Below are 25928 nucleotides of genomic sequence, written 5' to 3'. Positions count from 1 at the left end.
TGTTTGATCTTGTCGTAAACACTGAACAATGATTGCAACACCGTTGTGTTGCGCATGTGAGAGATTCGAGCCGTTTAGCCTTATATAGTTCTGCGCTATGAAAACATCATCCTATTCGAATGACAGGATGGTTATGCCTTGTCCATGACGTCCCTCAGGGCATGACCGGGACCTACAGCCAGATATCTTAAAATTTAATACGTGCGGTATAACATTTATCTATGATTCGTAAATCATGGTCAGGACTAGTCATGCCTGTTACCTACTAAACGACCAGAATGGAAACATCTACTATTATCGGGATTACCCCGATGGAGCACCCCGACGTGCCCTTAGCCCTCGCATTGGCCAAAGAAAATGCGTTCCCTGTATTGCATCTCGGACGCAACAGAGACACCGCAGTTAAAGCCCTTGAAGACCTTTCACAACATGGTTATCCCTTTGGTGTCTGTTATGCGGAAAAAGAAATGACAGATATCCCGTTACCCGAACAGGTTACACTGATCATCGCTCCCTATCATATTAAAATAAGTACGCGCAAGCATACACGTATTCTGTACCAGGTTCATACTTTATTCGAAGCACAACAAGCGGTACATGAAAATGCCGATGGTATCATTATAAAAGGAAATGAAGGAGCAGGTAAAGTAGGTGATGAATCGTCGTTCATTCTTTTCCAGCAGATCATTAAAGCGCTGCCCCATACCAAGATATGGGTACAGGGTGGTGCCGGTATCCACACCACCGCTGCACTGATGGCCACCGGCGCCAGTGGTGTGGTACTGGACAGTCAGCTGATATTATTCCCCGAATGTAAAGCTCCCGCTGGTATTAAGAACGTATGCGAGAAACTAAACGGCAATGAAGCCCGGGTGATTGACGGATACCGCGTACTGGTACGCCCCAATTCACCTGCACTACCGGAGAACGCTACACGTGAAGATATAAAACCACTTTTGGGCATCCTGGACCTGGATAAAGGCCTCCTGCCTATCGGCCAGGATATTGCTATATCTATTGATCTTGTAAAACGCTACAGAAAACTGGGCAGGATGATCAATGGCATGCATGAAGCCATCCGTGGTCACCTCTTACAGGCAAAGACTGTGAATGTGATCAGTCCCGGCAATGCACTGGCAAAAGAGCTGAACATCACCTACCCTATTGCACAAGGGCCTATGACGCGCGTAAGCGACGTACCTGCATTTGCTGCCGCTGTTGCTAATGCAGGGGCATTGCCATTTGTAGCCCTTTCATTGCTGAAAGGTACCGCTGCACAAGACCTGGTAAAACAAACGAAGGAACTCGCGAAAGATAATACCTGGGGCGTCGGTATACTGGGATTCGCTCCACAGGAGCTGCGAGATGAACAGATCGAGATCATCAAGGAAGCCAAACCACCGTTGGTGTTGATTGCAGGCGGCCGCCCTTCCCAGGCGAAAGCACTGGAAGATATGGGTATCAAATCTTTCCTGCATGTACCATCGGCCTCCCTGCTGGATATGTTCATCAAAGAAGGCGCCCGGAGATTTGTGTTTGAAGGCCGTGAATGCGGCGGACACGTAGGTCCGCTGTCCAGTCTTGTACTGTGGGAAAAACAAATAGAACGCTTATTGCAGGAAGAACAGGCAGCACAACTGAACGTCTTCTTCGCAGGAGGTATACACGATGCACTGTCTACCGCCTTCATTGCAGTGATGGCAGCACCCCTGGCTACTAAAGGCGCGAAGATCGGTGTGCTGATGGGCACCGCTTACATATATACCAAAGAAGCGGTAGAAACAGGCGCTATCCTCAGGCAATTCCAGGACCAGGCGATTGAGCATACCGGTACTGTACTGCTGGAAACAGCGCCGGGCCACGAAACACGCTGCCTGCAATCGCCCTTTGCTGATTTCTTCCGCGAAGAAAAAAATAAACTCAATGCAGCGCAGCTGGATAAAAAAGAGATCTGGAGCAGGCTGGAAGCACTGAATGTAGGCAGGTTACGCATCGCCGCCAAAGGTGTAGACAGAACAGAGAATGGTCTTATAAACATTGATACTACACAGCAGCTACAGGAAGGCATGTATATGATTGGTCAGGTGGCTGCACTGCGACATGAGGTAGTGAGCATGACTGATCTGCATAAGGATGTGGCGGAGAATAATTTCACACATATACAAAATGCCGAGCTGCCTGCACCTGTTACTCGTTCTGAAAAGGCGCTGGACATTGCCATTATCGGCATGGCCTGCATTTATCCCGGTGCACGTAATATAGAAGAGTTCTGGAGTAATATACTGGCCGGTAAGGATTGTGTGACTGAAGTACCGGACGAGCGCTGGAATAAGGAATTGTACTATGATGCTAACTCTCCGGATGGTGAAAAATCGCCATCCAAATGGGGAGGCTTCATTCCTAAGATAGATTTTGATCCGGTGGCCTTTGGTATACCACCACAGTCACTGGCAGCCATCGACCCTACGCAGTTACTGGCATTACTGGTGGCTAAACAGGCATTGGAGAATGCCGGTTATGGCAATTCTGATCATGACACGGAAGATATCTCTGTGATCATTGGCGCTGAAGGTGGCAACGATCTGGCGAATAACTATGGCTTCCGCTCACTCTACCGTCAGTTCCTGGGAGAGATGCCAGAAGAACTGGATGCTGCATTGCCTAAGCTGACGGAAGATTCCTTCCCCGGCGTACTGGCCAATGTGATCTCAGGGCGCATCACCAACCGTCTGAATCTGGGCGGCAGGAACTATACCGTAGATGCAGCCTGCGCATCCTCGCTGGCAGCTATAGACCTGGCCTGCCAGGAATTGATACTGGGTAAATCGGAGATGGTACTGGCCGGCGCTGCCGACCTCCATAACGGTATTAATGACTACCTCATGTTTGCCAGCACACATGCACTGTCCCGCAAAGGACGCTGTATGACCTTCGACGCTGGTGCAGACGGTATTGCACTGGGTGAAGGCGTTGCCATGCTGGTGTTAAAAAGATATGACGACGCGAAACGCGACGGCGACCATGTATATGCAGTGATAAAGGGCGTTGGTGGCTCCAGCGATGGCAAGAGCCTCGGACTGACCGCTCCCCGTAAGGCAGGGCAGATAAAAGCACTGGAAAGAGCGTATGAACAAAGCGGCGTATCTCCTGCTGCACTGGGCCTTGTAGAAGCACATGGCACCGGCACAGTAGTGGGCGACAAAACAGAACTGAGCGCTTTGTCAGATATGCTGATACAGTCGGGCGCTATTGCCGGACAAACCTACCTGGGCTCTGTGAAAACACAGATCGGGCATACCAAATGCGCCGCAGGATTGGCAGGGCTTATTAAAGCAGCTCTCTCTGTATATCATGGGGTAAAACCTCCTACCCTGCACATCAAAGCGCCTAACGCCTTCTATAACGAAGCCACCAGTCCTTTCCTGTTCAATACACAGGCTGGTATCTGGCTGGATGAACACCGGTTGGCGGGCATCAGTGCCTTTGGTTTTGGTGGTACGAACTTCCATGCAGTGATCGAAAACGATCCGGCAGGAAAGGAACAACCCGTTGCTGTTACATCCTGGCCCGCAGAACTATTTGTGTTCCGCGGAGAAAATGATGCGGATGTAAAACGGCTCGTACAGGCGGTACACACCATCCTGGAATATAATGACCAGCTGCCGTTGAGAGATATTGCCTACAGCCTTTACCAATATAGTGATGCACCTGTCCGTCTGTCGATAGTTGCCGCCAGCCGTGAAGACCTGATGCTGAAAACAGACCTGGTGCTGTCAGGAGCTACATCCAAAGACATCCATGTTACCAGCCCCCTGGAAGGGAAAGTAGCCTTTATGTTCCCGGGACAGGGCAGTCAGCGCGTAAATATGGCAAGAGAACTGTTTGTAGCTTTTCCCCAGATGCGTAAACTGCTGAAAGCATATCCGCAGTATGAAAAAATACTCTTCCCTCCTGCTGCCTTCAGCGAAAGCGCACTGCAACAGCAAAAGGAAAAGATCAAAGATACCCGCATCACACAGCCCCTGCTCGGCATTGTAGATCTGGCTATGGCCTCCTTCCTGAAAGACCTGGGCATACTGCCGGATATGATAGCGGGCCACAGTTACGGGGAACTGCCTGCACTTTGCTTCGCCGGCGTGTTCGACGAAGAACAACTGGTACCACTCAGTGAGAAAAGAGCAAAAGCCATCCTGGATGCGGTGGAAGGAGATAAAGGAGTGATGGTGGCAGTGAATATCACGGAAGAGGCACTGGCGCCCTTCACCGGAAAAGGAAGCGGCGTGTATGCAGTAAACCATAACTCGCCGCAGCAATGGGTACTGGCCGGTGCAACGAAAGACATGGAGCAGCTCATGTCTAAACTGAAGGAACAAAAGATCTCCTTCAAACAAATGGAAGTGGCCTGCGCGTTTCATAGTCCGCTGATCGCTAAATCGGCCGCCCTGTATAAAACAGCGATCGGTAAAACATCCTTCAGCAAACCGGCTATTCCTGTATGGTCCAATACCACAGCCACATTATATCCTGATACTGCAACAGCTATTAAGGAAAGGCTGGCAGAGCACCTGGTAAGCCCGGTGCTGTTCTCCGAAGAAGTAGAACAGATGTATGCGGCAGGGGCAAGGGTATTTATTGAGGTAGGCCCTGGCAAAGTATTAACCGGCCTGACCCGATCTGTTATTGGTAAAGAAGGACTGGTATTACACGCAGAAGACAGCGAACCAAATGCTATCGCACATCTGCTCAATACTATCGCAAGATATATTGCCAGCGGCAGGAACGTACAGTTAGACAAACTGTTTGAAGGGCGCACTGCACAAATCATTCAGTTAGATACGCCCGAAAAATATAAGAAAAGCGCTACCATCTGGCACGTAAATGGACAGCTGGCAGTGCCCAGTACAGGTAAGCTGCCGGCACATGGCGCGCTGCCGGTATTGCAACCCATACAACTGAAGACAGCAGTTGCGGCACAAACTGTCATTGTAAATGGGAATGCTGAGCACATGGTGCAGGAGTACCTGAACAGTGTTAAATACCTGGTGCAGGCACAACGCGATGTGATATTAGGTTACCTGGGACAAAACCCTGCTAACGTCAGTCGCCTGGAAATACCTGATACCCCGGTTGCCAGAGCTGCAACTCCTGCAAAGAAAGAACAGGAGCCAGCGCCAGCACAGGTGAAGATATCTGTCAGCACACAGCCAACAAGAGGGAAACAGGATGTGAAGAAGATCCTGATAGAAGTGGTCAGCGCCAAGACAGGTTATCCACATGAGATGCTGGGTATGGAGATGGATATGGAAGCAGATCTCAGCATAGATTCTATCAAGAGAATGGAGATCATCGGTGAGCTGAGAACACAGATGGGTGGCTTTAATGCCGGAGGCAAGAGCGACGAAACAGCTGTAGAGCAGCTGGCCGGTATCAAAACCCTGAACGGACTGCTGGAGTGGATCGCCAACAATGTAGGCGATGCACAGGCCGAAACGGGAGGTATCTCATTACAACATGCCATTGAAAAACCAACTAATACCACGCCCGCCAGTCAAAGCTGGACGGAAAATGACATCAGGAGCACCATACTGCTGACTGTCAGCGAAAAAACAGGTTATCCGCAGGAGATGCTGGGAATGGACCTCGATCTGGAAGCAGATCTGAGCATCGACTCCATCAAACGGATGGAAATACTGGGTGAGCTGCGCATTAAAATCGGCGGATTATCACAATCGGAAGAAAAAACAGAAGCACTGGCGGGCATCAAAACATTGAATGGCCTGGTCAGCTGGATCTCCGGTAATATTCCTGCCAATACCGCACCTGCACCAGCATCTTCTGAGGAACCTGCACCTGTATCAACAACAGCGCCGGCATCCCTCTCAAGGATACGGTTCTCGCTGGTACCCTGTGCCTTCAATGAAAAAGAAACGGTGAGCATTGCCGGCAAAAACCTGGCGGTAACTGACGATGGCAGCCACCTGCCACTGGCCATTAAAAAACTGCTGGAACAACAAGGTGCATCAGTAGACATCGTGACGGAAAAGGACCTGCTGGAAAACTACCAGGGCCTGATCATCCTGGACATGGTATCTGCGCCTGAACGGCCGGACATTCTCAGCACATTTGCCACTATCAAGAAGCTGCATGCTGACAATGTGAAATGGGTATATGCTATCTCAGGATCAACCAGCAGCGATCCAAGCCAATTACGTGAACTGCAGGGATACCCCGGTTTCCTGAAAAGCCTGGATAAAGAATGGGATCATGCGAAATGCAGGAGCATCAGCCTGACCGGCCATGTTTCACCAGAGAAGATCCCTGCTATTATACTCGGTGAATTACTGCATCCTGATACCCCTGCAGAAGTGATCTATCATGATGGCGTGAGGCACATCTTTGACCTGATACCTACGCAACTGAGCACAGGACAAACACCGGATATCAAACTGAATAAGGATTCCCTTGTACTCGTGCTGGGCGGTGCACAAGGTATTACGGCAGAACTGATGGTGCGCTTCTCGAAAGAATATCCCTGCCATTATGTACTGGTAGGCAGATCGCCCGATCCACGGGAGGAGGACCTGCCCAATTATACAGCCCTTAAAACCAAAGACGAGATACGTCAGCAGCTGATCATAGAAGGGAAACTGACAACACCGGCTGCCATCGAAAAACATGCAGCAGATATTCACAAATCCAACCAGATACTGCAAACCATCCGCTCACTGGAAAGCAATGGATCGACCGTTACCTACCAGGCGCTTGACCTGCGGAATGAGCGGGAACTGGAAGGCTTCATCAGCAAGCTGTATGACCAGTATGGCAAGATAGACGGTGTGGTGCATGGTGCGGGATTACTGGAAGATAAACTGTTCCGGCAGAAAACATCCGACTCATTCGAAAGGGTGTTCTCTACCAAAGTAACGCCGCTCAGGATACTGGCAGAAAAACTAAGGCCAGATACACAGTTCGTTGTGCTCTTTTCCAGCGTCGCTTCCGTATATGGCAACCGCGGACAAACCGACTATGCCGCCGCCAACAGTGTGCTGGACCGTTATGCCTGGGAACTGAAGAATGTGATCAAAGGGAAGGTAACCACCATCAACTGGGGGCCGTGGAAAGGCACCGGCATGGTATCGCCCACACTGGAGAAGGAGTACGAACGCCGGGGAATAGCGCTGATACCGTTACAGGCAGGCATGGAAACCTTCGTAAACGAGCTGAAATACGGTAATGAAAGCCAGGTGCTCATCATGGCAGAATAATCATCATTAAAGTCGTGACAATGAAAAAACAGGCTGATGCTGCCATTATCGGTATGTCCGGGATATTCCCGGGAGCTGGCGACATACATGCGTTATGGCAGAATATTATCAATAAAAGAGACGCTATACAAACTGTGCCCGGTAACAGGCTGGACGCCAGTTTTTTTGATACGCGATCCAATGCAGTAGACCGTTTCTACTGCAGGAAGGGCGGATTCATAGACGATTATGCCTGGTTCGATCCTATCCAGTTTGGCATTCTCCCGTTGGCGGTAGAAGGGACGGAACCGGAACAACTCCTCACCCTTTCACTTGCGCAACAGGCATTACAGGATGCCGGCGTACCAGACAGTGCGCCACTGGACAGGACGGGCATTATCATTGGAAAAGGTAACTATACAGGTCCCGGCGCCACCCGGGCCATTGAGATAGTACGCACCGGTGAACAGATCGTGCAGATCTTACAATCAGCGCTACCCGGGTTAACAGAAGAAGAACTGAATAAAGTGAAGAAGGAGTTCCAGGTAAAGAAGGGACGCTTTGGCCCCGATACGGCCATGGGACTTATTCCTAACCTGGTCGCTTCATTAGTAGCCAACAGACTTAATCTTGGCGGGGCCGCCTATACTATAGATGCTGCCTGTGCCAGTTCTCTCATAGCAGTAGATCATGCCATCGGGGAATTAAGTACCGGAAGGGCCGACATGGTCATTGCAGGAGGTGTACATGTTTCACAGAACGCTCCTTTCTGGAGCATCTTTACTCAACTGGGAGCACTCTCCCGGCGTCAGCAGATCCGTCCCTTCGATCAACACGCGGACGGCCTGCTGATAGGAGAAGGCTGCGGCTTTGTGGTACTGAAAAGACTGGAAGACGCTGTCAGGGACCAGGACAGGATATATGCCGTTATCAAGGGCACCGGCGTATCCAGCGATGGTGCAGGTACCAGCGTAATGAGCCCCTCTGTAAAAGGACAGGCTAAAGCCATCAGGCAGGCCTGGGACGCAGCAGGTATTGATGTGCAGCAGGTGGGTTATATTGAAGCACATGGTACAGGTACCCCATTGGGCGATAAGACGGAACTCGAAACACTGGCCGCCATTTTCGGTCAGCCGGGCAAACTGCCCAAAGCAGGTATCGGCTCAGTAAAGTCCATGATAGGACATGCTATGCCTGCGGCAGGGATTGCAGGATTGATCAAAACAAGCCTGGCGCTGTACTATAGTCAACTGCCTCCTACCCTACATTGTGACACGCCATTAGACATTATGCAGCAGACACGCTTTGCACCTGTCAGGGAAGCGCAGGACTGGAACCTGTCGGACCTGCCTAAACGTGCAGGTGTCAATGCATTCGGCTTTGGTGGTATTAATGCTCATGTGGTGGTAGAAGGGTTCAGTGATAGCGATCTCGCTCCCCGGAAAGTGTTCAATGGCATTGCACCAGGCAAACCGCAGGTGCTGCTGCTGGCAAGAGATAGTCAGCAGGCATTGATACAAGCGCTGGAACAGAAAGACAGCCATCCCGGACAGGGAGACTACCGGATCGCACTCTTCGACCCGAGCCCTGAACGCATCCGTAAAGCCATTAAGATAGTAGAGCGGAATACGCCCTGGAGAAATAAGCAGGATATCTGGTTCACGAACGAACCCCTCGTCAGCAAAGGTGGCAAAGTAGCGTTCTTGTTCCCCGGACTGGACGGTCTGGCTGGTGGAGAGATCGATTCTGTGGCAGCGCATTTCGGCTTGCAGTTGTCCGGCCAGTCAACCGTTGATAAAGAAGGCGTATGGGACTCGGCTATACAACTACTGGAGAAAAGCCATGTGCTTGACACCGCACTCAAAACACTGGGTGTCTATCCTGATATGAATGCCGGACATAGTCTTGGCGAGTGGCTGGCAGGCCGTTCATCTGGCCTGGCAGCAGAAAGTTCTGTGCTGATGTTACTGCAGGAGTTGAACCCGGCTGCCTTTGAACAGAAGAACACCCGCTTCCTGGTGGTAGGCTGCGGATATGAGCGCCTGTCTCCCCTGTTGAATGGTGTGCCTGACATTCACCTTTCTATGGACAATTGTCCACAGCAGGTTATTCTTTGCGGTACCAATGAAGCTGTTGACCAACTGATACCTATCCTCAGAACAGAGCAGATCTTCCACCAGGTGCTGCCCTTCCAGTCAGGTTTCCACTCTCCTTTTGTAGCCAGTAAGCTCGATCTCCTGCTGGATGGCATCAATAAGGTGGAATTCCAGGATACAAAGATCCCTTTATGGTCTGCCACTACGCTGGATACCTATCCGAGGGAGTTTGAAGCTATCAGGCAGTTGAGCATCGACCATCTTATTAAGCCGGTACGATTCCGGCAGCTGATCGAAAAGCTGTATGCGGAAGGCGTGCGCGTGTTCATACAGGCAGGATCCGGAGGATTGACAGGGTTTGTAGACGATACATTGAAGAGTAGGTCTTATAGTGCTGTTTCTGCGAATATTCCCACCAGGTCAGGACTGGACCAGCTGCAAAGAGTACTGGCGGCCTTGTTTGTAGAAGGAAAGCAGATCAACCTTTCCTTCCTGGGTATTACACCAGGCAAAGAAGCGCCTAAGGGCATACCGGTGAAACTGGAATTAGGTTCTCCACTTGTAAGGGATTTAACCGCACTTACATCATTACGCCCTGCCCCTGCAAAGGTTAGTGTAATGGCAGAAGAAACGCCGGTGATGCGTGCCTTCCTGGATAACTGCGACGAGATCTCTGCTATACAGGAAGAGATCATCGCCTTGTTCAATCAGACCACTACAGCACCGTCGAAAAGACTACCAGTATCAAAGGAGCTGGATATCTCTCTCGACAATACACCTTATCTCATCGATCATGCTTTACTGCGGCAGAAACCCGGATGGCACTGTGCCGATGATATGGACCCGGTTATTCCCATGACGATGATCTTTGAACTGTTTGCCGACATCGCAGCAGCAAATGCGCCGGGTACGAAAGTGAAAAGTATCTCCCAGATACAGGTGTTCCAGTGGATGAATGTAGCTACGCCTTTCAAGGCAACTGTAAAAGGAGAATGGCAGGACCCATATACTGTTTCTATGAGCATCGACAAATATGCCAATGCGCTGGTCACTTTGTCGGAGGAATACTCCATCGCTCCACAGCGCTCGTTACAGCATGGGAAGTCTTTAGGTATTACCCGATCATCCGCAGAAATATATGAACAACACATGTTCCATGGCCCCGCTTACCAGGGCATCCGGAAGATAGTAGCGGTAGGTGATAAAGGTATTACAGGCATCATCGAAAGCAGCTCGGGCAAAGGTTCCCTGCTCGATAATGCCGGCCAGTTATTCGGATTATGGCTGCAGCTGACCTTACAGAAAGACAGGATCGCGTTCCCTGTGAAGATACAGGAGGTGGCTTTCTATGGCGATATGGAAGATCAGAGCGGTGTGTTTGAATGCACCTGTGAGCTGACAGACATCAATGATGATACCGCTACGGCCGATTTCATACTGAAGCGCGACAACAAAATATGGGCTATCATTACCGGCTGGCAGAACGCGCGACTGGAAATAGATGAGCCCCTGTGGAAGGTGTCTATGGCGCCATTGCACAACAGTCTTTCGGAAGAGATAGTGCCGGGTGTATTCCTGTTCCGTAATACCTATCAGCGTGTGGTATCGTGGGACTTCATCATGAAGCGCTATTTCAACCAGGCGGAGAAAGCAGATCTCAGGGCCATGTTACCCAATAAACGCAAGGAAAGGATCATCAGCAGGGTGGCGGTAAAAGATGCGGTAAGGGCATTGCTGAAGAAAGAGAAGCAGGAAGCGTATTACCCGATTGAATTTGAGATCAGCAATGATGATGTTGGGAAGCCATTCCCCGAAGGAACAATGACAAAAGACATTCACGTCTCTCTTGCCCACAAGGATAAAGAAGCGGTAGCCATCGCCCGTAAGGGAAGGCCTGTGGGTATAGACATAGAAGTGATCAGTGAAAAAAACGAAGGCTTTAATGAGTTGGTTTTCCACCCCGAAGAACTAACGCTTATTACTACTGCTGACAAAGCCGAATGGATCATTCGCTGCTGGGTGGCAAAAGAAGCTTATGGCAAATACCTGGGCAAAGGTCTGCAGGGCAACCCCAAGAAATATAAGATAACAGCAATAGACGGCACTACTATCAGCATCGGCGATGTAACTATTCAAACTATTAAACACAATAACTATATCATAGGATGGACACTATAACTGCTACACACAACTTAAACAATGAAGAGATCTTTACTATTCTGAAATCATTCATCACAGAAGTAATAGGCGAAGAGTTCGTAGAAGACCTGGACATCTCCCGTGAAAGCTCATTCACCAGAGATCTTGAAATGGATAGTATTGAAATTGTTTCCTTCTCTGAAAAGGTGAAGTCACATTTCGGTGAGAACATCGACTTCACCGGCTGGCTATCGGGCATGGACCTCGATCAGCTTATCAACCTCAAACTCGATGACATCATAAACTACATATCAACATGCCAGTCATCCAAGTAAAAAACAAAAGCGTTCATATCCAGGAATTGAACAAGGGCGCAAGGGAAACCGTTGTGCTGGTTCATGGTATGTTCAGCAATCTCTCCGTTTATTATTTTAATATTGCGCCGGTACTAGCCCAGTCCTACCACGTAGTGATGTATGATATGAAGAGCCATGGCATGAGTGAACGCTGCGAATATGGATATGACCTGCATGCGATGACAGACGACCTCCGGGATCTGATGGATGCGTTGCACCTGAAGTCAGTACATCTGGCGGGATATAGCTATGGTGGATTGGTGGCCATGAAAATGGCGATGCGTTATCCGGCAAGGGTGAAGAAACTCGCCATCATAGAAGCGCCTGATCCCAGCGACAATGAGACGCTGAGCATTATTGACATTTACAGCAAAGAGTTCCTGGTAGATTATATCAATAACTACACCGATACGACCCGTATGCGGATGGGTAAAAGGCAACTGGACAAGAACCACCGGATGTATGAATACCTCTTCTACGAAACGAGTATTAAAGAAGATATGCACAATGAGCGTTTCTTCTTTGCTGATGATGGCATTGGCAATATTCCCCACGATACGCTGCTGATATATGGCAAAGGTTCTAACTGTCTGCCCTCCGGCCGTAAGCTGTATCATACCGTGCCACGCTCGAAACTGGCACTGATAGAAGGAGATCACAATCTGCCTATCCAGCAACCGCTGGAGACTGCCAACAAGCTGAAAGATTTCTTTTCGGGCTGGCAGGTGAAGTTCAAACAGATCAACCACAAATTATGGCAAGCTTTGCGTTTATCGTACCACCACTGATGGGGCACATCAATCCAACGCTAAGCCTGGGCGCCGCACTGCTGGAGCGCGGGCACCGCGTAGCCTGGATCAGCCTCGATGCCTCACTGGCAGCCAGACTGCCACAGGGAGGCGAATTGCTCCTTGTACAATACGATCAGGATGATGTGGCTAAAAAGAACAGTGAAGAATATCTTGATCAGATCACAAAGAAGAACGTATCGGGCATAGAAAGTATCAAGTTCCTGTATGAGGAAGTGCTGATTCCCCTGAACAGGTTTATGTTTGACGGCATCATCACTATGCTGCAGGCATTCAAACCAGACGTGATCATCAATGATCACCAGTTATTTGCAGGCGCCATTGCAGCCTGTCGTTTACAGATACCCTATGCCACTTCCGTTACGGCGCCGGCAGCCATCAAGATGATGGAAGACCTGCCGGGCATACATGAATGGGAGATCAGACAGATCGTCGGACTGCAGCAGGAACTGGGCATTGCCGGAGACAGATCTGTAGCCACCTCCGGTGCCCTCACGCTCGTGTATACCTCCAGACACTTTTTCGGAGACATGCTCTTACCGGACCATTACAAGTTTGTAGGGCCTGTTATTCAGAACAGGCAGGTCACGAACAGTTTTGACTGGGAGCGTTTTCATAAGATGCATACACATCCGCGGATCTTAGTATCTATCGGTACCACCTTTGACCACAGTTACAAAAAGGAATTCTTCGGAAAAGTGATTGAAGCACTGGGCAATGAACCGGTATCTGTTATTGTTGTATCGGATACAGCGCTGTTTGAAGCGTGGCCGGACAATTTCCTGGTGCAGGAGAAAGTCCCTCAGCTGGAGCTCTTACCTTACCTGGATGCAGTCGTGTGCCATGGCGGCCACAATACAGTATGTGAAACCTTATCTCACGGCCTGCCATTGGTGGTTATCCCTATAGCCTATGACCAATCGCACGTAGCGGGCAGAGTGATACATGCAGAGAGCGGCGTCAGGCTGAATTACAAAAGATTTAAGGCTACTCACCTGAAGGAGGCTGTGTGGGATGTGTTGTCTAACCCGGCCTACAAGGCGGCAGCACAACGCATCAGGGAGTCGTTCGAGCAGGCAGGAGGCGCAGCCACTGCCATTGGTCTCCTGGAAAAACTGGCGGAACCGCCTTCACCCGGTGGTCTGGCATTTCACCGTAACCGTTTCTATCACTAATCAACGTCAACGCATGTCTAAGTTTATGTTCGTTGTGCCTCCCTTCTTTGGGCACATCAGTCCCACCCTGAGTGTAGGAGGCAGTTTACTGGCGAAAGGTCATGAGGTAATTTGGGTTGGTTTGAAAGAGCTGGCAGCAGAACATATTCCTGCCGGCGGACGCTTCATTGTTCCCCATGCAGAACTGGCGGAACATCAACCGGCCATACAGGCCATCCTGAAAATGCAGGATGAGGGGCCGAACCTGTCAGGCGTGGAAACATTAAAGCTGGCGCTGGAAGGCACCTATATCCCTTTTTCGCGTTTTATGCTGCCAGGTGTATCCCGCATTGCAGATGAATTCAGGCCAGACGTTATCGTGAGCGATTGTATCACTTTTGCAGGCGCTCTCTGTGCCCATCTGAAAGATATTCCCTGTGTAACTACTACACCCGTACCTCCCGACGTTACCGGCGATGCCATGCAGTCGCCAAAGATCTTTGAATGGCAGCAGACCCTCATCAAAAGCCTTCAGTACGAACTGGGGATCTATACGGATGAATACGTGATCCACTCCCGGGAGATGAACCTGGTCTTTACCTCAAAAGAGTTTGCAGGCAGTAAAGACCCGCTGCCACATTTAAAATTTGTAGGTCCGGTGAAGGGCCGTCCGAATAACACACCTTTTGATTGGGATAGGCTTTCGCGCGCAATGTCGCCGAAAGTATTCGTTTCACTGGGCACCTTACTCGTAGATATCCGCAAAGACTTTTTCCAGAAACTGATTGAAGCCTTTGCAGATGAACCGCTCACGATTGTAGCAGCCACAGATCCGGCTATCTTTCCGGAATGGCCTGACAACTTCATTGTGCAGGGCTTCGTACCACAATCGCAGTTAATACCGAAAGTGGATGCGGTGATCTGTCACGGCGGCTTCAACACCGTGAATGACGCCTTCGTGAACGGACTGCCCATGCTGATCACACCGATCGCCTATGACCATTTCCACACCGCATCCCTCATAGAAAATGCGGGCTGTGGCATCAAGTTAAGATACAAACGCCTGCGGGTGCCAGACCTGAAAGCGGCTATGTGGGAAGTACTGGACAACCCGAAATACAGGCAGGCAGCACAGCATATTCGCGACACATTCATACAGGCCGGAGGTAATGACAAAGCAGTAGAGCTATTGGAAACATTTGCACAGGAAAGACAGCGCACTTTATCTGTTTAACAAATTATTCTCTATTATGAAACGTAAACTACTCCTACCGGAAAGGATCATGCTGGGAGATGGCGCTACGCCATTCAACGGCGTATTTGTGATCAGGATAAATGGTACCCTGGCGCCGGAAAACCTATATAATGCGCTATCCAAGATACAGGCCAAACATCCCCTGCTGAGGGCGGGTATTGTACAGGATAAGGCAGGCACGCCTTATTTCACCATTCCTGAAGTCTACCATGCTATCCCGTTAGTCATTAAAAACCGCATAACAGCCGACGACTGGCAAGAGGAAACAAAGGCTGCCTGGGCGGCCGTTTTTGATATACCCAACGGTCCGCTGATAAGAATGGTATGGCTAAAGGGACATCAGCAATCGGAACTGCTGCTGGCATTCCACCATTGTATGTGCGACGGCGGAGGAGGGCTGATGCTGGTCAGAGAGATATTGACCGTACTGGATGATCCTGATTATGATATCGGTATTCACCCTACTTTCACCACCCTGGAAGATATTGTGCCGAAGGATATTTTATATGGTACCAGGCAGGTGTTGAAAGCAAAACTAAAGGGAGCGTTCATACGGGGTGTACTGACGCTGTTATCCACATTCATCTCCACCCGTAACAGGCAAACCATCCGGCGGGAAGACGACTACCTGGTACACTGGAAGCTGGACCAGCAGACATCAACTGCCCTGTTCCAGCATTGTACGATGCATGCCGTTACTGTGAATACAGCACTTTGCGTAGCCTTTCTCCGCGCCTTTAAACTGGTGAGGGGTGAAAAGGCCATGAACAAGATCACCTGTCCGGTAGATATCCGCAAGTTCATTCCAGAGATAAAAAAAGACGTCATCTTCTCTTTCGGGCTTTCACTGGAACTATCCATCAACAACGCACCAGATACACCTTTCTGGGAAAGGGTGCGGTTATTACAGGCGATTGCATCAGAGAAGATCGCCCGGATGAATCCTTACGATTTCATGCTACCTTTTGAGCATGCACATGGCGGCCTTAAACACATGCGGAAGTTTCTGACCTACGGGAAGCCTGTCTATGACCTGATGTTTTCTAATATGGGCAAACTCGATGTGAAGGACAAATATCATTCTTTTGAAGTGGATACTATTTTCAGTCCTACCGTTGTAGGCCCCTTTGCCAACCCGACTACGATCATCACCTCTACCTATAAGGGGCAGATCGACTTTTCATTTGTGTCCAACCATGCTGTTCTGGATCACCAGGATGCACTGACCATTAAAGAACTGGCCATGACATTGTTATTGGAAGACCTGTCTGTAGCTATACCCGCGCCGGCATTATCATCAATTATTTAACCATCTATGAATAGAAAATTAATACTGGGCGAACGGATCATGTATGTAGATGCCGCAGCAACTGTAAACTGTATTTTCACAGCAAAGATCCGCGGTCGCGTTACCCTGGAAGGCCTGATATATGCGCTGGAGAAGATACAGCAAAAACATCCCCTGCTGGGAGTAGTGATCAGGGAAGACGAGAACGGCAGGCCCTATTTTGTATCTGATACTAAAATCCCTCCTATTCCCGTGCAGATCATAGAACGCCGCGATGACGATCACTGGCAGGCGGTATCTGCCGCTGAATGGGGGCGTACTTTCGACGTGCGCAAAGGGCCGCTGGCAAGAGTGATATGGTTACGTTCGGATGAAGTATCTGAATTACTGTTGATACTCCCACATTGTATCTGCGATGGTACATCCATCCTGACGCTGATGCGCGAGTTGCTGCAGGTATTGGACAAGCCGGAAACTGTATTAATCCCCTACCCTTCTTTTGAATCCATTCACAGCTTTATTCCGGCAGCGTTATCCTCCAACTGGAAACTACAGCTGAAGCTATGGTTGCTGTCAAAGGTAGCGGGTGTTGTATTAGCCTTAAAGACAAGGGGGCCGCAGCCTGTACAAGGCAAGCATTACATGGTGCGCTGGAAGCTGGATAAAGCGGCTACGGCGGCGTTAATAACCGCCTCCAGGATAGAGAACACGTCGCTGCATGCAGTGTTCTCCCTCGCTTTTATGCAAGCCCACCGTCAGGTAATGGGAGATGCCTCTCATGGTAAGGTGATCTGTCCTGTAGACATCCGCCGGTTCATCCCGGAGATAAAACAGGACCACCTGTTTGCGTTTGCGCCTATTGCCGAACTGAGTATCAGTCATACAAAAGCGACCTTCTGGACGAGGGCCCGTCAGCTGAAAACAGACCTGACCAGCGCCATAGAAAAGATGGATGTACGGAAACTGCTGCTAACCAGTGAATATTTTCATACAGCCGCTACGCGGATGATTGATTTTCTGAAAAAAACAGACGGCACGCACGATGTAACGTTGTCCAACATGGGTAAACTGGACATCCCGGAGCAATACGAAACCTTTGAACTGGAGACGCTCTACAGCCCCAGTGCCGCCTTTCCCTGGCGGAATGCCAACACACTGGTGATCAGCACATTCAGGGGGCAGACGGATTTTTCATTCATTTCCTGTGAAAGCTTCCTGGAAGAAGCGAAGGCCAGGGCTATTGTTCAAACCATGCAGGAGTTACTGCCCATAAATTCCGTCCATGAACCAGCCCATCAATAGTACCTTAAAGAGGTTCACGCAGCGCCAGGTGCTCTTTTATTTCACTACCAATGTGATCATTAATGCACTGGTGCCCTATTTCGGGTTTGACGATCTGAGTGCCGTTTACCTGTTCCGGGGAGAGCATCCGGTGGCAAGATTCTTCCTGCCCATGGCGCTGCTGCTGCCTTTATGTATCACTATTGACATATTAAACAAAACCACTACGCTGCTGGAGAAGGAGCAGCTGGTCACTTCTCCGCCACCTAAAAAGGTCAAGATCCGTTTCATGCTAAAAACTGCGTCGTTGAACGCAATAATCACCCTGTTTCTGACGTTAGCCGCTATGCTTGGTATACATGCCTGTTTACCGGAGAATTACAGCTTTAATGGTACAATGCTGTCGGTTCTCTCAGGGGTGTTGGCCGGAGGGATGGCGATATTCTTTACCCTTCAGCCGATCCACAAGGTAAAAAAGCTGTATCCGCACTAACAATCAGGAATATTACATAATTTAGTCATGGTAATTGCCTGATAGTTAGGAAGGACAATTCCCAATACTAAAACGACCATGCATGAAACGCATCATTGCCATATTAGCATTCATCTTACCCCTTGCGGTACATGCGCAGACAAAACTGGAAGATAAGATCGCAGAAGACTTTTCCGATAAGTTGGCCAAGCGCTATGAAGTAAGGAACGATTCCCTTATTGTTTTCGTGACCGAGCAAATGTCAAGGAGCGGGGCCGCCGGACTGGATATAGATAAAACAATGACCGAGCTGAAAAAAGATCCGGCCGCACTGGATGCTGCGCTGAAATTCATCTACCAGTTCGCCAACGGGAACAGGCAGCAGTTCATTGCTCACCTGCGTGCTATCAATCTTCAGAGCAACAGTGTATTCCCACTGGCGACTTATACGGTAAATAAATACAAGGGAGAGACGAAAGAGCTGCTGGAGGAAAAATCTACGCTCTACACTACCGGCGCTATCCCTGCCACCCTGCCGCCATTGCAGATAGCACCGGCGGTAGCGCAGAATGATGCCAGCGCCGAAACAACAAATACAACTGAATCCAATTCCAGTAATACAGTTACTACTACGGCAGATGTTCCCGCAGAACCAGGCACTACACCAGCCGCACCTGCTTCTCCTGCAGCAGACAACTTCAACTGGGACGTAAGACAGATATTCAAACTGCGCCAGCCCGATCAGCTATATGCCCTTTATGGTAAAGAGCATGTAGTTGCGCGCCAGGCGCAGGATTTCCAGGGAAATGATATCGGCACGGCCTATTATGTGTTCCCGGATACTGACAACGAAATGATCGTACAATTTGACGGGGAGAAAGGTACCAGCGTTTTCTTTACCAAAGAGAACTCCAAATGGAAGCCTCCTTTCGGAATCAAGGTAGGCGATCCGCTGGATAAAGTGGTAAAAGTAAACGGCAGGGACTTCCGCATTCACGGGTTTGAATGGGACATGGGCGGTGAAGTGGCCGACTGGGAAGGTGGCGCCTTCGCAGGTAAGGGTGTAAATATTGCCTTTAAAGCCAATAATTCCAGCGATCCTAAATTGTACGACCAGGTAACCGGCGATAAGAAAGTAAAAACCGATGCTTCAGCGATGAAGAAACTGGGCGTTGTGGTGGATAAAATTGCATTCAAAAGCAATTGATCATACCAGCAGCTTGTTATCAACAGCGTACTTGATCAGCATAGCGGTATTCTTTACTTCCAGTTTGGCCAGTAATTTTTTCCGGTGACTGTTCACAGTATCTGCGCTGATAAATAACTTCTCTGCAATTTCAACATTCGTATTCCCTTCTGAGATCAGACATAAAACTTCTTTTTCCCTTCTCGTAAGAGAGGGGAAATTTTTTTGTATACCTACCCTATCGCTGCTCATGGCCTGTTTAACGGCCGGAGAAAGATAGATATCGCCTGCGTATACAGTGTGAACAGCGTATAGCAGTTCGTCTTTATCAACAGTATTCAGAATATAACCGCTGGCGCCGCATTGCAGCATATTGGCGACGTACTTTTCATCCCGGAGGGAGCTCAACACCAGCACGGATACCTTCGGGTATTCCATTCTGATATTGGCGCATAGCTCAATACTGTCTATGTCGGGCAGGCAGGTATCTATAATAACGATGTCAACTGGATTATGCAACAGGAATCTGAGGCAGGCGCAGCCACTACGGGCATGTCCTGCTAATAAAATATCATGCTCAGTACCAAGAAGTGAACGCAGGCCTTCCTGGATCAACGGGTGGTTGTTTACGAAATACAGGCGGATCATGGGTATCCAATTTAAGATGCCAATGTAGGCAGTAGCGGGCAACAAGCTACTTACAGCAGGTCTTCGGCATTATATGTAATATAACGAAAATATCAACATAATAACATACACCGGTCCCATGAAGGATCTGTATCCTCATCGATGGCTGCCATCAGTGCCAGGCCAATGCCGGCTACTCCTTCCAGGATACCATAGCTGTTTTCATAGCCGTCTTTTGCATAAAACCGGAAGCCGCCTGGGCTGTCCTTATGAGTATTCATCTGCAAAGCCTCTTGTAACCAATATGTTGCACCTGTTAATAGAGCGGGATCTTTTGTTTGCAGCCAGGCACGCCTGTAGATATGTGCAATGCCGGCACTTCCATGACAAAGGCAGGCGTCATGTACGTTGCTGTTTTTGATATTGCGATGCGCCAATGTGTGGTGAAAAATTTGTAAGGCTTTCTCCTGATATGTGTTATCGGCCAGCCAGATACCGGCATTCAGCAGTGTGGTGGCAATTCCCAGATCGCCATAACACCAACCGAGACGGCTCTGTTTACCTGTCAGCGCCTGGTGGCTGACATCAGTCAGTACAGGGTATAAGGCAGTCAGTCCCTCTTCCGGGCTGTTCTCAGCTTTCAGTAACCAGGATATTCCTTTTCGGATGAGGTCATCAGTTTGTGCAACTGCGATCCCTTTCTGATAGATCATCCCGAGAATGGAGATGACAGCGGGAACGCCGTGGGCCAGGCCCATATTGAAGGTAACCTCCCCGGGAGGTTTTCCTCCCAGTCCGGTCAGGTGGTCCTGCCAGCTAATACCATCTTCCGTTTCCATGGCTGTCGATTCCAGGGTGGATACCAGGGTTGTCAGGTAATGCTTTGCCTGCGGATGCTGGTCTCTTTCCAGGAAATACAGTGCAATACCCAGTCCCTGGTGCAGGAAATCGTGTTGTCCCTGCTGCACTGCGTCTAACATTGCCTGTCCCAGTATTTCATCTACATCTTCAAAGATATCGTCCATCCCCTCTTCATTCACGAACCCCGCTTTAATGAGATGTTGAATGTTCCACACTATGCCCGCTATGCCATTACAGTAATTGAATGGCAGGGCCGTTGCGGCCATGTCATGCACACCTCTTTCCAGCAGCTGGTGCGCCTTCTTCAGGTATTTCTGTTTTCCTGTGAACTGATAGTAGTAAGCAAAAAATAAAGCAGCGCCCGTGTAACCTCCCAATAAGCCGGAAATGGCTGTTTCTTTTGTAAAGTGGTCGAGGGATTGGCTGATGTCCTGTAATATTTTTCCGGCGGTTCTTTTATCATTCATATTCATCTGGTACAAAAATCATGGTGCGGCGAACAACCACAGCTATGCCGCACCATGATGAATTTAGAATCGGCAAGAGTCCACGCTGCAAATGGGCGCACCCTGGCTGATGTCGTCCGTACAAACTTTAAAAGACGCAATAGTGGTAGTAGGAATTGCTACTAAACCATTATTCATATCCTGTTTTGAACGGCTTAAACTTGCGATCTTGATCTTTCCGAGGTCGAGTTTTTTTTCTGTTTTCTTTTTCATAAGAAATGCGGTTTTAGATTTTGAATAAACTGCTGTACTTAGTTTCTGCCATCCTGTGGAGGAGGACATTTGAAAAGACTGCAACCAGTATAGGTAGGAGCATTAGCCTGCTGGTTTGCAACTTCCTGTTTTGTGGTGCTCAGTCTGGCAATCTTGATCTTGCCAAGGGTAAGCTTTCTGCTTGACGCTTTTTTCATAGTTAACAAGTGGTTTTTAAATATTAAGAAATGAATGATGTCCTTTAGCGGTCAGGTTTATAAAGTAGGAATGTGGGCACGGTTTTCATTATGTTTAAAGATAAGGATAAAGGCTGCTTCACCTCATCACTGGAAAGGGGGATTTTCTGTTCTTTTTTTCCAGTAGATGAAATATCACCTTTTAAGGGGGGCCTGTAATGTGCGTATAAGGGTTATCTTTTTATCTGTATTCACATGACTATGATGACCAATAAAGGCTTTTACCTGCTCAGGTCTCCACTGATGCCGGTAGATTTTTTAACCCGCTTTTTACAGCTTCCTTACGCCGCACTGGCCGACGAGATCAAACACATATTTACAGACCCTTACCTGGCAGAAGCCATTTATATCGCGTCGCCGGAGCTGAGCAATGAGTTGCGGAAATGGCAACAGGGACAGCTGACAGGCGAAAAGGATGTCAATAAACTGGTATTGTCACTATTCAGATATGTGCTCCGCATGAGCACCCGCTGTACGCCATATGGCCTCTTTGCCGGTTGTGCAACAGGTGCCTTCACTGAGGCTACAGCTATCCACCTGAACGAAGTGCAACAACACCGGAAATACTGCCGGCTGGATATGAACTATGTAGCTGAACTGGCGGAAAAGATAGCGATGATACCCGCAGTACAGGCGCAGTTGCGTTATTTTCCAAACAACTCTGTGTACAGAACGGGAGATAATTACCGGTATGCGGCATTCACTGTTAAAAACAAATTCCGGCAGTATGATCTTACTGCTGTCAATTATTCTACCTACCTGGAACAGGTATTGGAAAGGGCTGCCACAGGTGCTACCATTGAGGAACTTTGTTCCTATCTCACCAGTGAAGAGATCACCGCTGAGGAAGCACAGGAATTCATACAGGAGCTGATAGAAAGTCAGCTGCTTATCAGTGAACTGGAACCGACTATCACAGGTGAGGAATTTTTTCATATACTGGTCAGGAGACTGAGAGAACTACAACATACGGAAGGCATTCATGATACATTGACTGCTATTCAACAACTACTAGGCATGCCTGCCACTGGCATTGACAAATACCTGCAAACGCATGCGCTGGTAAAACAATTACTGCCAGATACCAACAATAAAGACCTCGTGCAAACGGATCTTTTTCTTTCCACATCCACGAATACCATCAGTCAGCAGGTAATTACAGAGATACAGGAACAGGTGGCCGCCTTATGGAAGCTGCCCGCGCCGGAAAGGACCGGTGATCTGCAAAACTTCATTAAGAGTTTCCAACAGCGGTATGAAGAGCAGGAAATACCACTAGCCATTGCGCTGGATACGGAAACCGGCATCGGTTACGGTGCTTATACCAGTCATTACTCGGCCCATGTACCCTTACTGGATGATATTGTTATCAAGAACAGTAGCGGACCGGATACTATCTCATGGAATAATATGCGGCAATTCCAGCTGAAGCGATATATGGAATGCCTCCGGCAGCAGCAGATGGAAATAACCCTGACAGATGCTGACATAGAGGAGCTTTCCACTGCTAATGAAGTACCCATTCCGGACAGCTTCTATGTGATGGGAAGTATTGTCAGTGAAAGTGCGCAGGCAGTAGACAATGGCGACTACCTGTTTGACTTTAGTTCCTGTGGAGGACCTTCTGCCGCCAATCTGCTGGGAAGGTTCTGTCATGGCGATGAGCTGCTGAAAGAGAAGGTACGGGAGTGTCTTGCGGAAGAAGCGCAACACAACCCGGATGTGATCTACGCAGAGATCATCCACCTGCCGGAAGCAAGAACAGGGAATATTCTGATGCGGCCACAGCTAAGGGACTACGAAATCGTCTACCTGGGCAATGGCAGTGTTGCGGCAGATCATCAGATACCGGTAACAGACCTGATGGTGAGGGTAGAAAACAATGCCGTCGTGCTGCGATCACGCAAGTTCAATAAAAGGGTGATGCCCCGTCTGAGCACCGCACACAACTTCAGCAGGGGAAGTCTGCCTATGTATAAGTTCCTGTGTGATCTGCAGTTCCAGCAATTGCATCACGCTACCGGCTGGCAATGGAATCTTCCGGTTGCAGCGCCTTTCCTGCCAAGAGTACGTTATAAAAAGTTTATTCTGCAGAAATGCACCTGGACCCTGCATAAGAAAGACTACCCATTACTGGCAAAACATGGCGGTGTGCAGGAACATTTCAGGATATTCCAGGATATCAGACAGGCATTGCGTCTACCCAGGTACGTATCTATTACCGAAGGAGATAACGAGCTGTTTATTGACCTGGATAATGAATCGTGTGTACATCTGCTGGCCACTACGCTGCTGAAGAGAGAGGAAATCACTTTACAGGAAATATTGCAAACTCCTGAGCATTGCTGGATCACAGGACAAGGAGGGACATTCACGAACGAATTGATCATTCCTTTTAAAAGCAGTGCAGGTAAACAGACCAAAGCTGCAGTTCATTCGGCAGCATCCACACATCCACAGCGGCACTTCCCTCCTGGTAGTGAATGGCTATACTTAAAAATATATGCAGGAGTTAATACAACAGAAAAGATCCTGAAAACAGTGATCAAACCACTGGTAGAAGAGCTGAGTGCGAAACGTGTCATAGATCAATGGTTCTTTATCCGCTATACTGATCCTGATGATCATATCAGGGTGCGTTTCCATCATGCAACAGACAAGGACTTCTGGAAGACGGTGCTATCGGAGTTCTATCGCATGATCTCTCAGGAAATTGATCCCGGACTTATCCATAAGATACAGACGGATACTTACATCCGTGAAATAGAACGGTATGGCGCCGGCACCATGGAGCTGAGTGAGCGTATTTTCTATTATGACAGCGAGGCTGTAGTGGGATGCGTTGATTTGCTGGAAGGGGAAGAAGGTGAAAATTACAGGTGGCTGATAGCCTTACGTGGAGTAGAGATGTTATTACATGATTTCGGCTATTCGTTGCAGGAGAAATCTGCTTTTCTAAAAAGGCTGCAATATCATTTCTTCCAGGAGTTTGGCGGTGAACAAACACTACAGACACAACTAAACAGCAGTTACCGCAAGCATATGCGTCAGATTGCCAGTTTCCTGGATCCGGATCAGGATGTGAACAATGCAATAGAAGACGCCATTTCGTTGTTAGCGACCAGATCATCCCGCATCCGGCAGGCGATCCTGGAAGCGCCTGCAAGGAAATGGGATGACCTGATGGGCAGTTATGTTCACATGTTCCTTAACAGGATACTGCTATCCAACCAGAGAAAACAGGAACTGGTCATTTACCATTTCCTGAATAAGTATTACGAGTCCAGACTGGCGATGCAAAAGAAACAGCTTATTTAGCACCGTCCCAGAATAAACGGGTCAGCTGTGCAATGACACCTTCGCGGGTGGCTGTGTCAGCTTTGGTATCACTGACAAAAACAGCGATAGCGTAATGCCTGCCATTGGGTAAAGTTACAATACCCACATCATTGGTAGCTGCGGTGAGACCATCTGCATTGGTATCGGAAGTGCCTGTCTTATGTGCTACAACAGCATCTTTAGGGAGCAGCCCCCTCATTCTCGCAGGACCTGTGGTAGTTTCTTTCATTATTTTCAGGAGAAAGTCATTGCTGGCCTTCGATAAATACTTACCAGTGTGCACGCCTTTCAGTAGTTGTAACATGGCAACCGGTGATGACCAGTTGCTATACTGCACTTCCCATGCCTTTGACGCCTGTTCCTCCGTTGCGCGGATAGCAATACTGTCTACACCAAGGCTATGAATATACTGCTCCACATAGGCGGTACCTCCAACAAGGCGAAATAACAGGTCGCACCCGTTATTATCACTCTGGGATACTGTGTATGCCAGGATATCACTCAGTTTCATATCGGTACCTTCCGGAAATTTCACACGGATAGGACTCCATGTACCAGGCAGCAGGTCCTCCTTACGAATGTGAATAACCTGGTCGAGAGAAAACTTTCCCTTATCCACCTGATCGAGTACGGCTATTGCTAACGGCAGTTTGAACACGCTCTGCATCGGAAAGTGGTCGCTCCCATTCAGCGTAATGGTATCGCCATCTTCCAGCGACATCATCGCCATTCCCACATGGCCTTTGGCAGTCTGTGCTATCTCATGGATCTTTTTTCTGTCAGTTTTTTTCTGAGCATTGCTTTGAAGGGTAAGCAATAAAAAAGGCAGTATTACACTGCCGGATAAAAAACGTCTCTTCATTGGG

At 48.8% G+C, this 25928-nt stretch carries 16 protein-coding genes; 11 read left to right on the top strand and 5 right to left on the bottom strand.

Translation table 11 applies throughout. The annotated features are described in order from the left end of the window. Nucleotides 1-278: 278 nt before the first annotated feature. From L3C95_RS27390 to L3C95_RS27345, 10 genes are all read left to right on the top strand, one after another. On the top strand, nt 279-7265 hold the full coding sequence (locus L3C95_RS27390; RefSeq protein WP_236392816.1) for a type I polyketide synthase: 6987 nt from the start codon (nt 279-281) through the stop codon (nt 7263-7265). A gap of 20 nt (nt 7266-7285) precedes the next feature. Next, entirely contained in the window at nt 7286-11518 is a 4233-nt protein-coding gene (locus L3C95_RS27385; protein WP_236392814.1) for a type I polyketide synthase, read from the top strand. Next, the gene (locus tag L3C95_RS27380; protein WP_236392812.1) at nt 11506-11814 is read left to right on the top strand and encodes an acyl carrier protein; all 309 of its coding nucleotides are present in this window, start codon (nt 11506-11508) and stop codon (nt 11812-11814) included. The genes L3C95_RS27385 and L3C95_RS27380 overlap by 13 nt, the downstream gene beginning before the upstream one ends. Further along, the gene (locus L3C95_RS27375) at nt 11796-12623 is read left to right on the top strand and encodes an alpha/beta fold hydrolase (RefSeq protein WP_236392810.1); all 828 of its coding nucleotides are present in this window, start codon (nt 11796-11798) and stop codon (nt 12621-12623) included. Before L3C95_RS27380 ends, L3C95_RS27375 begins: the two co-directional genes overlap by 19 nt. Further along, nucleotides 12590-13819, top strand: coding sequence for a glycosyltransferase (locus L3C95_RS27370; RefSeq protein ID WP_236392808.1), 1230 nt, complete (start codon nt 12590-12592; stop codon nt 13817-13819). The genes L3C95_RS27375 and L3C95_RS27370 overlap by 34 nt, the downstream gene beginning before the upstream one ends. A 13-nt stretch (nt 13820-13832) precedes the next feature. Then, entirely contained in the window at nt 13833-15032 is a 1200-nt protein-coding gene (locus tag L3C95_RS27365) for a glycosyltransferase (protein WP_236392806.1), read from the top strand. 16 nt (nt 15033-15048) lie between these two features. Beyond that, nucleotides 15049-16362, top strand: coding sequence for a condensation domain-containing protein (locus L3C95_RS27360; protein ID WP_236392804.1), 1314 nt, complete (start codon nt 15049-15051; stop codon nt 16360-16362). 6 nt (nt 16363-16368) lie between these two features. After that, nucleotides 16369-17643: a condensation domain-containing protein gene (locus tag L3C95_RS27355; protein ID WP_236392802.1), complete on the top strand. Its 1275-nt coding sequence runs from the start codon at nt 16369-16371 to the stop codon at nt 17641-17643. Continuing rightward, on the top strand, nt 17624-18115 hold the full coding sequence (locus tag L3C95_RS27350) for an MHYT domain-containing protein (protein ID WP_236392800.1): 492 nt from the start codon (nt 17624-17626) through the stop codon (nt 18113-18115). Before L3C95_RS27355 ends, L3C95_RS27350 begins: the two co-directional genes overlap by 20 nt. 82 nt (nt 18116-18197) lie before the next feature. After that, nucleotides 18198-19301 (top strand): hypothetical protein, encoded by a 1104-nt coding sequence (locus tag L3C95_RS27345; protein ID WP_236392798.1) that lies wholly within the window; start codon nt 18198-18200, stop codon nt 19299-19301. Here L3C95_RS27345 and L3C95_RS27340 read toward each other — a convergent pair whose 3' ends face one another. The 4 genes from L3C95_RS27340 to L3C95_RS27325 form a co-directional block, all read right to left on the bottom strand. After that, nucleotides 19302-19928, bottom strand: a complete 627-nt coding sequence (locus L3C95_RS27340; protein ID WP_236392796.1) for a LuxR C-terminal-related transcriptional regulator — start codon at nt 19926-19928, stop codon at nt 19302-19304. Between the two features lie 92 nt (nt 19929-20020). Further along, the gene (locus L3C95_RS27335; protein ID WP_236392794.1) at nt 20021-21235 is read right to left on the bottom strand and encodes a lanthionine synthetase C family protein; all 1215 of its coding nucleotides are present in this window, start codon (nt 21233-21235) and stop codon (nt 20021-20023) included. Nucleotides 21236-21298: 63 nt separating this feature from the next. Continuing rightward, a complete protein-coding gene (locus L3C95_RS27330) occupies nt 21299-21487 on the bottom strand; it encodes a hypothetical protein (protein WP_236392792.1) in 189 nt (62 codons plus the stop codon). Nucleotides 21488-21525: 38 nt separating this feature from the next. After that, complete coding sequence (locus tag L3C95_RS27325; RefSeq protein ID WP_236392791.1) at nt 21526-21684, bottom strand: hypothetical protein; 159 nt, start codon at nt 21682-21684, stop codon at nt 21526-21528. 240 nt (nt 21685-21924) lie between these two features. Between L3C95_RS27325 and L3C95_RS27320 the strand changes: the two genes are divergently transcribed. Next, nucleotides 21925-25041 (top strand): lantibiotic dehydratase, encoded by a 3117-nt coding sequence (locus tag L3C95_RS27320; protein ID WP_236392789.1) that lies wholly within the window; start codon nt 21925-21927, stop codon nt 25039-25041. Here L3C95_RS27320 and bla read toward each other — a convergent pair. After that, nucleotides 25034-25924: a class A beta-lactamase, subclass A2 gene (gene bla, locus L3C95_RS27315; RefSeq protein ID WP_236392787.1), complete on the bottom strand. Its 891-nt coding sequence runs from the start codon at nt 25922-25924 to the stop codon at nt 25034-25036. The two genes, L3C95_RS27320 and bla, sit on opposite strands and share 8 nt — an antisense overlap. Nucleotides 25925-25928: the final 4 nt, after the last annotated feature.

The organism is Chitinophaga filiformis, assembly GCF_021646545.1.
In the GTDB taxonomy this organism is placed as follows: Bacteria; Bacteroidota; Bacteroidia; order Chitinophagales; family Chitinophagaceae; genus Chitinophaga; species Chitinophaga filiformis_A.
The sequence above is the reverse complement of the archived record's forward strand: the minus strand, read 5'-3'. Positions and strand labels throughout refer to the sequence as shown.

Excerpts from the sequence above, each read along its gene's own strand:
- L3C95_RS27345 (WP_236392798.1), top strand. The coding sequence starts at position 18,198 with ATGAAACGCATCATTGCCATATTAGCATTCATCTTACCCCTTGCGGTA.
- bla (WP_236392787.1), bottom strand. The coding sequence starts at position 25,924 with ATGAAGAGACGTTTTTTATCCGGCAGTGTAATACTGCCTTTTTTATTG.
- L3C95_RS27360 (WP_236392804.1), top strand. The coding sequence starts at position 15,049 with ATGAAACGTAAACTACTCCTACCGGAAAGGATCATGCTGGGAGATGGC.
- L3C95_RS27375 (WP_236392810.1), top strand. The coding sequence starts at position 11,796 with ATGCCAGTCATCCAAGTAAAAAACAAAAGCGTTCATATCCAGGAATTG.
- L3C95_RS27320 (WP_236392789.1), top strand. The coding sequence starts at position 21,925 with ATGATGACCAATAAAGGCTTTTACCTGCTCAGGTCTCCACTGATGCCG.
- L3C95_RS27340 (WP_236392796.1), bottom strand. The coding sequence starts at position 19,928 with ATGATCCGCCTGTATTTCGTAAACAACCACCCGTTGATCCAGGAAGGC.
- L3C95_RS27350 (WP_236392800.1), top strand. The coding sequence starts at position 17,624 with ATGAACCAGCCCATCAATAGTACCTTAAAGAGGTTCACGCAGCGCCAG.
- L3C95_RS27325 (WP_236392791.1), bottom strand. The coding sequence starts at position 21,684 with ATGAAAAAAGCGTCAAGCAGAAAGCTTACCCTTGGCAAGATCAAGATT.
- L3C95_RS27380 (WP_236392812.1), top strand. The coding sequence starts at position 11,506 with ATGGACACTATAACTGCTACACACAACTTAAACAATGAAGAGATCTTT.
- L3C95_RS27330 (WP_236392792.1), bottom strand. The coding sequence starts at position 21,487 with ATGAAAAAGAAAACAGAAAAAAAACTCGACCTCGGAAAGATCAAGATC.
- L3C95_RS27390 (WP_236392816.1), top strand. The coding sequence starts at position 279 with ATGGAAACATCTACTATTATCGGGATTACCCCGATGGAGCACCCCGAC.
- L3C95_RS27385 (WP_236392814.1), top strand. The coding sequence starts at position 7,286 with ATGAAAAAACAGGCTGATGCTGCCATTATCGGTATGTCCGGGATATTC.
- L3C95_RS27335 (WP_236392794.1), bottom strand. The coding sequence starts at position 21,235 with ATGAATGATAAAAGAACCGCCGGAAAAATATTACAGGACATCAGCCAA.
- L3C95_RS27365 (WP_236392806.1), top strand. The coding sequence starts at position 13,833 with ATGTCTAAGTTTATGTTCGTTGTGCCTCCCTTCTTTGGGCACATCAGT.
- L3C95_RS27370 (WP_236392808.1), top strand. The coding sequence starts at position 12,590 with ATGGCAAGCTTTGCGTTTATCGTACCACCACTGATGGGGCACATCAAT.
- L3C95_RS27355 (WP_236392802.1), top strand. The coding sequence starts at position 16,369 with ATGAATAGAAAATTAATACTGGGCGAACGGATCATGTATGTAGATGCC.